Raw genomic sequence first — 12006 nt, forward strand, 5'->3', positions numbered from 1 at the left:
GCTCAGACCGGGTTGTCGATATCGACGAAGTCGACGCGGATGCCGAACTGGCGCGCGACGGCTTCGCCCAGCGCTTGCACGCCGTAGCGCTCGGTGGCGTGGTGGCCGGCACTGATGAAGGTGGTGCCCGTCTCGCGCGCGGTGTGCGTGCTGGGCTCGGAGATCTCGCCCGTGATGTAGACCGTCGCGCCGGCATCCAGGGCTTCCGTGTACATGCCCTGGGCGCCGCCGGTGCACCAGGCAACACGGCCGACCGCTTGATCCGGGTCGCCGATCACCGTGGGTTGGCGTTGCAGACGCTGCGCGATCCGCGTCGACAGTTCACCCACCGTGGCGATGCCGGGCGCGCTGCCCAGCCAGATCAGGTTGTCGCGGCCACAGGTGCGCGGCACGCCATTGGCGTCGGCATCCGGCTCCAGGCCCAGCACGCGGGCCAGCTGCGCGTTGTTGCCCAGTTGCGGGTGCGCGTCCAGCGGCAGGTGGTAGGCAAACACGTTGAGGTCGTGCGCCAGGGTCAGCGCCAGCCGCGTGCGGCGCGGGCCGCGCACGCGCGCGTCCTCGTTGCGCCAGAACCAGCCGTGGTGCACCAGCAACGCATCGGCGCCGCGTTCGATGGCAACGCGCAGCAAGGCCTCGGTGGCGGTGACTCCCGCGATAATATGGCCCACCGATGCCTTGCCTTCCACTTGCAACCCGTTGGGGGCGTAATCCTTGAAGCGCGCCGGTTGCAACGTCTGGTCCAGCCAAGCGGCCAGTTCGTGGGTGTCGATTCTATTCATTGCCTTGCCTTCCTAGAAACATGCGCCGACTTTGGCTGATATTCGCCCAGGCCGTCACGGTCAGTCTTGCCATTCTATTCGTGGTGTCCGCCCTGCGCCCCGATTGGGTGAGCCTGGGCGGCCGCGGCGCGTCCACGCAGCCGGCCCAGGCGCCGGAGACCTCGACGGCGCCGGAACCGGTGCGGGCCGCGCCGCTGCTGTCCTTCTCCAGCGCCGTGGCGCGGGCGGCGCCGGCCGTGGTGAACGTGTACACGGCAAAACACGTCGATGTGCCGCTGATCCCCCAGCCCAACGATCCCATCCTGCGCGACTTGCTGGGCCAACTACCCGGGTCGGCGCGACGCCATGAGTCGACCAGCCTGGGGTCTGGCGTCATCGTGCGCGCCGGCTATGTGCTGACCAACTATCACGTGGTGGAGGCCGCCGACGCCATCGAGGTGGCCCTGGCCGACGGCCGCGAAACCGCCGCGCAGGTGGTCGGGGCGGACCCCGACACCGATCTGGCCGTGCTCAAGCTGCCCGCCCAATTCGGCGAGACCCCCGTGGCCACCCTGGGCACGGATATCGGGCTGAAGGTGGGCGACGTGGTGCTGGCCATCGGCAACCCCTTCGGCGTGGGGCAGACCACCACGCAAGGGATCATTTCGGCCCTGGGGCGCAATCGCCTGGGCCTGAACTCGTATGAGAATTTCATCCAGACGGATGCCGCCATCAATCCGGGCAATTCGGGCGGCGCGCTGATCGACGCGGCGGGCAATGTGGTCGGCATCAATACCGCCATCTACTCGCAGTCGGGCGGATCGCTGGGCATCGGTTTCGCCGTGCCCATCGAAATGGCGCGCGCGGTCATGGACGAGATCATCCGCACCGGCCAGGTCAAGCGCGGCTGGCTGGGGGTGGAACCGCAGGACCTGACACCGGATCTGGCGAAGGCCTTCCGCCTGGCCAGCAACAGCGGCGTCATCATCGCCGGCGTCATGCGTGACGGACCGGCCGGACGGGGCGGCCTGAAGGTGGGCGACATCGTGCGCAGCCTGGACGGCAACGACGTGCAGAACACGGCTTCCATGCTGGCCATGGTCGCCCTGCTGCCGCCGGGTCAGGAAGTGACGGTGACCGTGTTGCGCAATGGCCGCCTGATGAACCTGAAGGTCAAGATTGGCGTGCGGCCTCAACGGCCGAAGTAGGCGCCCCGCCCTGTGGTGGTCCCGCTGGTTCCGCCTGTACGCCCGCCGGCAACCGCCCCTGGGCAACCAGGCGCACCACGGCGACGATCTTGCGCCGTTCGGCCGCGGTCAGCGTGGCCATGAGCCGTTTCATTTCTGCCTCGTCGTATTCCCCGCGCCGTCCGGAACGGGGCGGGCGCACCTGCGGAATGGCGGGCGCGCGCACCCGCGCCGCCGATTCATCGCCGCGCAGCCAGTCGGGGCTGACGGACAACGCATAAGCCAGTTTGCCGACCGTGAGCGTGGACGGCACGTAGCCCGGCCGGTCGGCCAGGATGCGGTGGATGGAGGTTTGCGGCACGCCGGACAGGCGGGCCAGGTGACGTTGGCTGCGTATGCCGCGCCAGCGCATCAACGAGGAAAGGCGGTCAGTGATGGTCATGCAGCTACTGTACGGACCCGTACAGCAGCCGACAACGGTGAATCAGTCCTGTTTTTGCATCCGCATTCGGACCTAAGAGTAGGAATAATCCGATTGATTCCGCGCGGGCGTGGCCTGCGCGATCAAGCGGCGCGCGGACCAACGCCATGGCGCCGATCCGTGGCAGCTGGACGCTGCTATTCCTTTTCCACCAAGGCGTTTTCGGTGTCGCCTGCTTTTTTCGGCGTGACCATGCGGGCGCAGATCAGGCCCAGCTCGAACAGCAGGCACAGCGGCACCGCCAGCAGGAATTGGCTGACCACGTCCGGTGGCGTCACCACGGCGGCGATGACGAAGGCGCCGACCACCACATAGCCGCGCGCGGCGGCCAGCTTCTTGACTTCGACGACGCCGAAGCGCACCAGCAGCACCACCACCACAGGTACTTCGAAAGTGATGCCGAAGGCCAGGAACATGGTCATCACGAAGCCGAGGTAGGCCTCGATATCGGGCGCCGTCGTGATCGAGGTGGGCGCGATATTGGCGATGAAGTGGAAGATGGTGTGGAACACCACGAAATAGCAGAACGCCATCCCGGCGATGAACAGCACCGTGGTCGAGATGATCAACGGCAGCGCCAGGCGTTTCTCGTGCTTGTACAGGCCGGGGGCCACGAAGGCCCAGGCCTGCCACAGGACCACCGGCAGGGCGATGACGAAGGCCGCCATCATGGTCACCTTCAGGGGCACCATGAAAGGCGTGATCACGCCGATGGCGATCATGTGCGTGCCTTCCGGCAACGACGACAACATCGGCCGCGCCAGCAGGTCATAGATCTTCGCGGTGCCCGGATACAGGAACAGCACGACGAAAACGGCCAGCACCGCGAGCACCGCGCGGATCAGGCGCGCGCGCAGCTCGATCAGGTGGGACATGAAGCTGTCTTCCTGTCCTTCTTCTTGTGGGACTTCCTGGCTCACGTGGGCGTACCGGTGGACGGTTGAACAGGCGCCGTCGCCGTGGCGGGGCTGGCGGGGGTTGCGGGTGCTGCTGCGGTCGCAGGCGCACCAGCCGGCGCGGCTACCGCGGCGGCGACGCGCGGCTTGCCCGCGACTTCGGCCGGAATGGTCAGGCCGGGCGCGGCCTCTGCTGTATGTGCGATGGCGGTAGCGGGCAAGGCACCCGTTTCCACCCTGGAGCCGGCCGCGGGGTCGGTACCGACGATGGCGCCGGCGCCGGCCACGGCGGGTTCTGCCAGAGGTTCGGAGGTGGCTGCCGCCGCGGTTTCGACCGGACTTGCAACAGGGCTCGCCGCAGAGGCTTCCGCCGGGGTTTCCAGATGGGCCGGCTGGCCGTCTTCGTCCACCACGGGGGTCGACAGCGACAAGGCGCCGCTGGCGGCCTTGGCGGCATCATCCAGTTCCTGGCGCAGCGCCTGAGCCGGCTCACGCAAGGATTCGGTGGTATCGCTTATCGACGTCTTGACGGTCGTCGCGGCGTCTTCCATCTCGCTCTTGAACTTGCGCAGTTCGTCGAGTTCGATTTCGCGGCGGATGTCGCCCTTGACGTCATTGACGTAGCGTTGCGCGCGGCCGAGCAGATGGCCGACCGTGCGGGCGACCTTGGGCAAGCGTTCGGGACCGATGACGATCAGCGCGATTACGCCGATCACCGCCAGCTCCCCCATACTCATATCAAACATACGACGGCCGTAGTGGGATTAGGCACCCGACGGCGGCCGCGCTGCGGCCAGCCGCGCATGGCGCGGGCTGCGGATCAGGAGTGGGTCTTTTCCTTGGCCTGCACGTCGATGGTGTCTCCACCGACACGTTGCTGCACCGTGGGTTCGGCGTCGGCACGTTCGCGGTCGCCGTTGGCGTCCTTCATGCCTTCCTTGAAGCCCTTGACGGCGCCACCCAGGTCGCCACCGATGTTGCGCAGCTTCTTAGTGCCAAAAATCATCGCCACGACGACGAGGACGATCAACCAATGCCAAATGCTGAGACTGCCCATGACGGTTCTCCGTAATCAAGCGTTCGGGGCTGCACGACCCGCCCAGGGTCGCGAACCGCCAATAATATGTAAATGCAGATGCGGCACTTCCTGTCCGCCTTCGACGCCGGAATTGACGACGATGCGGAAACCGCCCTGCGGGCCCGGATTGCAACCGTTTTCGGCCGCCAAACGAGGCGCCAAGACCATCATTCTACCCAACCAGGCCGCATCCTCGGGCATAACGTCCTGCATGGACGCTATATGACGGCGCGGGATGAGCAGCAGATGTACTGGCGCCGCGGGATTGATGTCGTGGAAGGCGACAAAGTCATCGTCTTCGTAGACCTTCCTGGCCGGAATCTCGCCACGGCCGATCTTGCAGAAGATACAGTTTTCGCTCATGAGACCTCGATAGGGGATGGCGGCCGGAAACGGATTTCAGGACGCCGGCCGGCTGGCTTTTTCGGCCAGGCCGGACATGCCCTCGCGGCGGGCCAGTTCGGCCAGCACGTCTTCGGGGCGCAGATTGTAGTGAGCCAAGGCGACAAGACAATGAAACCACAGGTCGGCGGTTTCATAGATGATCTTGTCCGCCACGCCATCCTTGGCGGCCATGACCAGTTCCGTGGCCTCTTCGCCGATCTTCTTCAGGAAGGCGTCCGGGCCGCGCGCCAGCAGCTTGGCCGAGTAGGAAGCCGCCGGGTCGCCGCCGTTTTGCGGCAGGCGGGTTTCCAGCATGTCGGCGATGCGCGCCAGCACGTCGGCGCCCTTTGCTTCCGCGTTCTGCTGGGTGCTCATTTGTAGATCAGCTCCGGATCCTTGAGTACCGGATCCACGGTGGTCCAGCCGGCCTGCGCGCCCTCGCCGTCCAGGCGGCGGTAGAAACAGCTGGCGCGGCCCGTGTGGCAGGCGATGCCGCCCTGCTGCTCTACCTTGAGCAGCACCACGTCGCCGTCGCAGTCCAGGCGCAGCTCCCGCACCAGTTGCGCGTGACCGGACTCTTCGCCCTTGCGCCACAGGCGCTTGCGCGAACGCGACCAGTACACGGCGCGGCCGGTGGCGGCCGTTTCGGCCAGCGATTCGCTATTCATCCACGCCACCATCAGGATCTGGCCGTTTTCGGCATCCTGGGCAATGGCGGGTATCAGGCCGTTTTCGTCGAACTCGACGTCGGCCAGCCAGGCAAGAGTGTTATCCATCATGCGTCCAATCGTACAGCAATGCCCTGATCGGCCATGAAACGTTTGCATTCGCCCACGGTGTGCTCACCGTAGTGGAAGATGCTGGCGGCCAGGACCGCGCTGGCGCGGCCGGTGGTGACGCCGTCGGCCAGGTGCTGCAGGTTGCCCACGCCGCCGGAGGCGATCACGGGCACCGGCACCGCGTCGGAGACGGCACGGGTCAGTTCCAGGTCGAAGCCGGACTTGGTGCCGTCGCGGTCCATGCTGGTCAGCAGGATTTCGCCGGCGCCATATTGCGCCATGCGGCGCGCCCATTGCACGGCATCGATGCCGGTGGCCTTGCGGCCGCCATGGGTGAACACTTCCCAGCGGGGTTCCGCGCCCGGCTCGGAAACGCGGCGGGCGTCGATGGCCACCACGATGCACTGCGAGCCGTGGAAGTCGGACGCCGCGCGCACCAGTTCCGGATTGGCCACGGCCGCGCTGTTGATGCTGATCTTGTCCGCGCCGGCGTTGAGCAGGCGCTGGATGTCGGACACCTGGCGCACGCCGCCGCCCACGGTCAGCGGAATGAAGACCTGCGAGGCCACCTGTTCGATGATGGACAGGATCAGGTCGCGGCCGTCGCTGGTGGCGGTGATGTCGAGGAACGTGAGTTCGTCGGCGCCCTGGTCGTCATAGCGGCGCGCGATCTCCACGGGGTCGCCCGCGTCGATCAGGTTGACGAAATTCACGCCCTTGACCACGCGCCCGGCGGTCACGTCCAGGCAGGGAATGATGCGCCGCGTCAGGGCGTTGCCGTCCTTGCTTGCCGCGGTGCTGGTTACGCTGGCTGTCATTGCTGGCCTAGTTCGTCGGCGCGCGACTGCGCCACCTGGAAATCAAGCGCGCCTTCATAGATGCTGCGGCCCAGGATGGCGCCTTCCACACCCTCTTCCTCGACGGCGCACAGGGCTTCGATGTCCTGGATGCCGGCGATGCCGCCAGAGGCATAGATGGGGATGCGCACGTGTTGCGCAAGGCGTACCGTGGCTTCGACGTTGACGCCGGACAGCATGCCGTCGCGGCCGATGTCGGTGTAGATGATGGCTTCGCAGCCGTAGTCTTCGAACTTGCTGGCCAGGTCCAGGACGTCGTGGCGGGTCAGCTTGCTCCAGCCGTCGGTGGCGACCTTGCCGTCGCGCGCGTCCAGGCCGACGATGATGCTGCCGGGGAACGCGCCGCAGGCGTCATGCAGGAAGCCGGGGTTCTTGACCGCGGCGGTGCCGATGATGACGTAGGAGATGCCGTTGTCGAGATAGCGCTCGATGGTGTCGAGGTCGCGGATGCCGCCCCCGATCTGCACCGGGATCTCGTCGCCGACGGCGTCGACGATGGCCTTGATGACGGCCTCGTTGCGCGGCTTGCCGGCGACGGCGCCGTTCAAGTCGACCAGATGCAGGCGGCGCGCGCCCTGTTCCAGCCAGTGGGTGGCCATGGCGGCGGGGTCTTCAGAGAACACCGTTGCATCGTCCAGGTCGCCCTGGCGCAGGCGGACACAGCGCCCGTCTTTAAGGTCGATGGCGGGGATCAGCAGCATGATTGATAGCGCGTAAGAAATCTTCGTTGGTCGGAAAAGCAGGGAGCTGCTTGGACAAGCAATGGTGCCGCCAGGGGCGGCATCCAGGCAATCAGGGGCGCCAGTCTACAAAATTGCGGTACATCCGCAAACCGTGTTCGGCACTCTTTTCGGGGTGGAACTGCACCGCGAAAATGTTATCCGCGGCTACTGCGCAGGTAAAGGAACCGCCGTAATCGCTTTCCCCAACAATAATCGAAGGATCGGCGGGCACGGCGTAATAACTATGCACGAAATAGAAGTGCGTATGGTCCGGAATGCCTGCCCAAATGGGATGAGATCCCGACTGGCGGACTTGGTTCCAGCCCATATGCGGGACTTTGAGCAATTCCTGCTGCGGTTGTGTCGCGTGCTCATCATAAGCGCCGACGGGCGCGGCGTACTGGGGGCCGCTAAAACGGTGTACCACGCCGGGGAAGATGCCCAGGCAGATGGTGGGGCCTTCCTCGCTGGTGTCGAACAGCATCTGCTCGCCCACGCACACCGCCAGCAGCGGCTTGCTGCGCGCGGCGCGCATGACGGCTTCGCGCAGGCCGGATTCGTTGAGCGTGCGCATGCAGTCGGGCATGGCGCCCTGGCCCGGGAACACCACGCGGTCGGCCGCGTCGATGTCGGCGGCCTGGTTGCAGATACGGATGTCGGCATCGGGCGCGGCGTGCGCAACGGCACGCGCCACCGAGTGGAAATTGCCCATGCCGTAGTCGACGATAGCGATGGAAGTCACGAAAGTATGCCCGATAGCCTGATTACAGAACGCCCTTGGTGGACGGCACCACGCCTTGGCTGCGCGGGTCGCGCTCGATCGCCATGCGCAGGGCGCGGCCACAGGCCTTGAAAACGGTTTCGCACTGGTGGTGCGCGTTCTGGCCGCGCAGATTGTCCACGTGCAGGGTGATCAGGGCGTGGTTGACCAGGCCCTGGAAAAACTCGCGCGTCAGGTCGACGTCGAACTTGCCGATGTGCGAACGGGTGAAGGGCACGTGGAATTCCAGGCCGGGACGGCCGGAGAAGTCCACCACCACGCGCGACAGGGCTTCGTCCAGCGGCACGTAGGCGTGACCGTAGCGCATGATGCCTTTCTTGTCGCCGATGGCGGCCGCGATGGCCTGGCCCAGCGTGATGCCGACGTCTTCCACCGAATGGTGGTCATCGATGTGCAGGTCGCCGTCGCACTTCACTTCCAGATCGATCAAGCCGTGGCGGGCGATCTGATCCAGCATGTGATCGAGGAAGGGCACACCCGTGTCTATCGTCTGGCGGCCGGTGCCGTCCAGGTTGATCGCCACGCGGATACGCGTTTCGTTGGTGTTGCGGGTGATGTCAGCGGTACGCATGGTGTACTCGTCAAGAACGTTCGAGGATTTCCCGCAGCGCCGCCAGCAGGGCCGCGTTTTCAGCAGGGGTCCCGATGGAGATGCGCAGGCAGTTATTCAACAATGGATCGCTGCCGCCGAATGCACGGACCCATATTTTGCGCGATTTCAGCGCCTGATGCACGGCATCCGCTCTTAACTTCCCCGAAAAGCGCAGCAAGAGGAAGTTGGCGGCGGACGGGTGGACGACGACGCCGGGCAATTCGGCCAGGGCTTTTGCCAGCGGCTCGCGGTCGGCGCGCAGTTGCGCCGCCTGGCCATCCAGCACGTCCTTGTGGCGCAGCACGGCCAGCAATACCGCCTGGGTCAGCACGTCCACGTTATAAGGCGGACGCACCTTGTCGAACTCGCCGATCCAGGCGGCGGGTCCGGCCAGATAGCCGAAGCGCAGGCCGGCCAGCCCCAGCTTGGAGACCGTGCGCAGCACCACCGCATTGGGCAGTTCGGCCGCCAGCGGCATCCAGGTGTGGTCGGCGAAGGGCTGATAAGCCTCGTCGATGACCACCAGGCCGGGCGCGGCATCGAGGATGGCCTGCACGGCGGCGGTCGGCCACATGCCGCCCGTGGGATTGTTGGGCAGGGCCAGGAAGATGACCTTGGGCCGGTGCGTGGCGATGGCCGCCAGCATGGCGGGCAGATCCAGCTCCAGGCCGGCGGTCAGCGGCACGCCGACATAACGGGCATGGTTGAAGCGCGCCGCCATTTCGAAAATGACGAAGGAAGGCGCGGGCGCCAGCACCACGTCGCCGGGCTCGCAGCAGGCCTGGACGATCAGGTTGATCAGTTCATCCGAGCCATTGCCGAACAGCAAGCCGGCCGTCGCGGGGATATCGAAGGCCTGGCGCACGGCCCGGTGCAGGGCCGCCGCATCGTCCGGGTAGCGGTTCAGCGCGGTGGCGCGCACGGCCGCGGCGATGTCGTCGCGGACAGCGTCCGGCAGGCCGTACGGATTTTCCATGGCATCCAGCTTGATGCCGCCGTCCGCATGGCCGATGGAATAGGCCGCCATGGCCCGGATGTCGCGGCGCACGGTGGCCGCCACCCGGTCGGGCGCTGGCGCCTGGCCGGATTGAAGCGGGGTGTCGCCGTGCGAGACCTGGTTCATTTGTCGTCGAGCCGGTACTCGGCGCTGCCGGCGTGGGCCTGCAAGCCCTCGCCGTAGGCCAGTTCGGCGGCGATGCGGCCCAGGGTCTGGGCACCCGCGCGCGAGACCTGGATCAGGCTGGAGCGCTTCTGGAAGTCGTACACACCCAGCGGCGACGAGAAACGGGCGGTGCGCGAGGTCGGCAGCACGTGGTTGGGACCGGCGCAGTAGTCGCCCAGCGATTCCGAGCTGTAGCGGCCCATGAAGATGGCGCCGGCGTGGCGGATGCGGTCGGCCCACTGCTCGGGGTCGGCCGTGGAGATTTCCAGGTGTTCCGGCGCGATGTCGTTGGCGATGGCGCAGGCTTCTTCCAGGTCGCGCACGAGGATCAGCGCGCCGCGATTGGCCAGGCTGGTGCGCAGGATGTCGGCGCGCGGCATGGTCGGCAGCAGGCGTTCGATGGCGGCAGCCACCTGGTCCAGATAGGCGGCGTCCGGACAGAGCAGGATGGCCTGGGCCAGCTCGTCGTGCTCGGCCTGCGAGAACAGGTCCATGGCGATCCAGTCCGCCGGCGTCTGGCCGTCGCAGATGATCAGGATTTCGCTGGGGCCGGCGATCATGTCGATGCCCACCGTGCCGTAGACACGGCGCTTGGCGGCCGCCACATAGGCGTTGCCGGGGCCGACGATCTTGTCGACCTGGGGAATCAGGGCCGTGCCGTAGGCCAGCGCGCCCACGGCCTGGGCGCCGCCGATGGCGTAGGCGCGATCGACGCCGGCGATGGCGGCGGCGGCCAGCACCATGGGATTGCGCACGCCGTCCGGCGTGGGCGTGACCATGATCAGTTCCGGCACGCCGGCGACCTTGGCCGGAATCGCGTTCATCAGCACCGACGACGGATACGCCGCCTTGCCGCCCGGCACGTACAGGCCGACGCGGTCCAGCGGGGTGATCTTCTGGCCCAGCACGGTGCCGTCGGCTTCGGTGTAGGTCCAGGTCTCGCCGCGCTGGCGCTCGTGATAGGCGCGCACGCGGGCGGCGGCGGCTTCCAGGGCCTCGCGTTGCGCGGTGGGCAGGGACGTGAGGGCAGCGTGCCAGCTGTCCTTGGGGATTTCCAGGGCGGCCATGCTGTCGGCCTGCACGCGGTCGAAGCGGCGGGTGTATTCCAGCACGGCGTCGTCACCCCGCGTGCGCACGGCATGGAGGATGTCCGCGGCGGCGCGGTCGATGGATTCGTCTTCCGTGGCCTCGAAGGCCAACAGGGTGCGCAGCGCGGAGGCGAAGCCCGGATCGCGGGCGTCGAGGCGGTTGATCAGTGCCATGGTGTTCATCCCATTCCGGGGCCGGCTGACGGGCGGCGGTCCCGGGTAAAAAATATCATCAAGCCACCGGAGTGGCGCTGGCCTTCTGGAAAGCGTCCAGCAGCGGTTGCAGGCGGTCGCCACGCGTCTTCAGCGCGGCCTGGTTGACCACCAGGCGCGAGGAAATATGCATGATGTCCTCGACCGCGACCAGGTTGTTGGCGCGCAGCGTACCGCCCGAGGACACCAGGTCGACGATGGCGTCGGCCAGGCCCACCAGGGGCGCCAGTTCCATCGAGCCATACAGCTTGATCAGGTCCACGTGCATGCCCTTGGCGGCGAAGTGCTCGCGCGCCGCCGTCACGTACTTGGTGGCCACGCGCAGGCGTGCGCCCTGGTGCACGGCCTTGGCGTAATCGAAGCCCGTGGGCACCGCCACGCACAGGCGGCACTTGGCGATGTTCAGGTCGATGGGCTGATACAGGCCGCCCGGATGTTCGGCGGAATGCTCGATCAGCACGTCCTTGCCGGCGATGCCCAGGTCGGCGGCGCCGTACTGCACGTAGGTCGGCACGTCCGAGGCGCGGACGATGATCAGGCGCAGGCCGGGATCGCTGGTCGGAATGATCAGCTTGCGCGAGTTCTCGGGATTCTCCGTGACCTCGACGCCGGCGGCAGCCAGCAGCGGCAGCGTTTCCTCGAAAATGCGGCCTTTGGAAAGGGCCAGCGTCAGCGGCGCGTCCTGGCGGCCGTTCTGGGGGATGGAGCTCATGCGGTTTCCTTGCCGTATCGAGTCTTTATTGGGGGCGTCGCGCCGGCGCACAAGGCGCGTGGCGCGCGCGTCAGCGTCCCGCCTGGTATTCCGTGGGGGTCAGGGTGCGCATGGACAGCGCATGGATCTCCGCCTTCATGCGCTCGCCCAAAGCGGCGTACACCAGTTGATGGCGGGCGATGGGACGCTTGCCTTCGAAGGCGGCGCTGACGATGACGGCATCGAAATGCGAGCCGTCGCCCTGCACGTCGATATGCTCACAGGACAGGCCGTCGAGTATGTATTGTCGGACTTGTTCGGGAGTGGGAAGCATGAT

General features: G+C 66.6%; 17 protein-coding genes. 1 reads left to right on the forward strand and 16 read right to left on the reverse strand.

The genetic code is table 11. The features are described from left to right. Positions 1-2 precede the first annotated feature (2 nt). On the reverse strand, positions 3-779 hold the full coding sequence (locus tag ASB57_RS23585; RefSeq protein ID WP_057654397.1) for a Nif3-like dinuclear metal center hexameric protein: 777 nt from the start codon (positions 777-779) through the stop codon (positions 3-5). Between the two features lie 20 nt (positions 780-799). Here ASB57_RS23585 and ASB57_RS23590 point away from each other — a divergent pair, with 20 nt between their 5' ends. Further along, positions 800-1966, forward strand: a complete 1167-nt coding sequence (locus tag ASB57_RS23590; RefSeq protein ID WP_057654398.1) for a S1C family serine protease — start codon at positions 800-802, stop codon at positions 1964-1966. Here the strand turns inward: ASB57_RS23590 and ASB57_RS23595 are convergent. From ASB57_RS23595 to ASB57_RS23665, 15 genes are all read right to left on the reverse strand, one after another. Beyond that, a complete protein-coding gene (locus tag ASB57_RS23595; protein WP_057654399.1) occupies positions 1932-2387 on the reverse strand; it encodes a helix-turn-helix domain-containing protein in 456 nt (151 codons plus the stop codon). The genes ASB57_RS23590 and ASB57_RS23595 overlap by 35 nt on opposite strands. A gap of 176 nt (positions 2388-2563) precedes the next feature. Continuing rightward, positions 2564-3301 (reverse strand): twin-arginine translocase subunit TatC, encoded by a 738-nt coding sequence (gene tatC, locus ASB57_RS23600; protein WP_369822754.1) that lies wholly within the window; start codon positions 3299-3301, stop codon positions 2564-2566. A 41-nt stretch (positions 3302-3342) separates the two neighbouring features. Next, positions 3343-4059 carry a Sec-independent protein translocase protein TatB gene (gene tatB, locus ASB57_RS31895; protein WP_369822755.1) on the reverse strand — a complete coding sequence of 239 codons (717 nt, stop codon included), beginning with the start codon at positions 4057-4059 and terminating at the stop codon, positions 3343-3345. Positions 4060-4142: 83 nt separating this feature from the next. Further along, a complete protein-coding gene (tatA, locus tag ASB57_RS23610) occupies positions 4143-4379 on the reverse strand; it encodes a Sec-independent protein translocase subunit TatA (RefSeq protein ID WP_057654402.1) in 237 nt (78 codons plus the stop codon). A gap of 15 nt (positions 4380-4394) precedes the next feature. Further along, positions 4395-4763 (reverse strand): histidine triad nucleotide-binding protein, encoded by a 369-nt coding sequence (locus ASB57_RS23615; protein WP_057654403.1) that lies wholly within the window; start codon positions 4761-4763, stop codon positions 4395-4397. Between the two features lie 36 nt (positions 4764-4799). After that, positions 4800-5159, reverse strand: coding sequence for a phosphoribosyl-ATP diphosphatase (locus ASB57_RS23620; RefSeq protein WP_057654404.1), 360 nt, complete (start codon positions 5157-5159; stop codon positions 4800-4802). Beyond that, on the reverse strand, positions 5156-5560 hold the full coding sequence (gene hisI, locus ASB57_RS23625) for a phosphoribosyl-AMP cyclohydrolase (protein WP_057656384.1): 405 nt from the start codon (positions 5558-5560) through the stop codon (positions 5156-5158). Before hisI ends, ASB57_RS23620 begins: the two co-directional genes overlap by 4 nt. After that, complete coding sequence (gene hisF, locus ASB57_RS23630; RefSeq protein ID WP_057654405.1) at positions 5560-6381, reverse strand: imidazole glycerol phosphate synthase subunit HisF; 822 nt, start codon at positions 6379-6381, stop codon at positions 5560-5562. The genes hisI and hisF overlap by 1 nt, the downstream gene beginning before the upstream one ends. Next, on the reverse strand, positions 6378-7121 hold the full coding sequence (gene hisA / locus ASB57_RS23635; protein ID WP_057654406.1) for a 1-(5-phosphoribosyl)-5-[(5-phosphoribosylamino)methylideneamino]imidazole-4-carboxamide isomerase: 744 nt from the start codon (positions 7119-7121) through the stop codon (positions 6378-6380). Before hisA ends, hisF begins: the two co-directional genes overlap by 4 nt. Before the next feature lie 91 nt (positions 7122-7212). Continuing rightward, positions 7213-7884: an imidazole glycerol phosphate synthase subunit HisH gene (gene hisH / locus ASB57_RS23640; protein WP_057654407.1), complete on the reverse strand. Its 672-nt coding sequence runs from the start codon at positions 7882-7884 to the stop codon at positions 7213-7215. 22 nt (positions 7885-7906) lie between these two features. Next, positions 7907-8494 (reverse strand): imidazoleglycerol-phosphate dehydratase HisB, encoded by a 588-nt coding sequence (gene hisB / locus ASB57_RS23645; RefSeq protein WP_057654408.1) that lies wholly within the window; start codon positions 8492-8494, stop codon positions 7907-7909. 10 nt (positions 8495-8504) lie between these two features. After that, complete coding sequence (gene hisC, locus ASB57_RS23650) at positions 8505-9638, reverse strand: histidinol-phosphate transaminase (protein ID WP_057654409.1); 1134 nt, start codon at positions 9636-9638, stop codon at positions 8505-8507. Continuing rightward, complete coding sequence (hisD, locus tag ASB57_RS23655) at positions 9635-10939, reverse strand: histidinol dehydrogenase (RefSeq protein WP_057656385.1); 1305 nt, start codon at positions 10937-10939, stop codon at positions 9635-9637. Before hisD ends, hisC begins: the two co-directional genes overlap by 4 nt. 58 nt (positions 10940-10997) lie before the next feature. Next, the gene (gene hisG / locus ASB57_RS23660; protein WP_057654410.1) at positions 10998-11690 is read right to left on the reverse strand and encodes an ATP phosphoribosyltransferase; all 693 of its coding nucleotides are present in this window, start codon (positions 11688-11690) and stop codon (positions 10998-11000) included. A 70-nt stretch (positions 11691-11760) separates the two neighbouring features. Further along, the gene (locus tag ASB57_RS23665) at positions 11761-12003 is read right to left on the reverse strand and encodes a BolA family protein (RefSeq protein ID WP_057656386.1); all 243 of its coding nucleotides are present in this window, start codon (positions 12001-12003) and stop codon (positions 11761-11763) included. Positions 12004-12006 lie beyond the last annotated feature (3 nt).

It is taken from the genome of Bordetella sp. N, from assembly GCF_001433395.1.
Lineage (GTDB): Bacteria > Pseudomonadota > Gammaproteobacteria > Burkholderiales > Burkholderiaceae_B > Bordetella_C.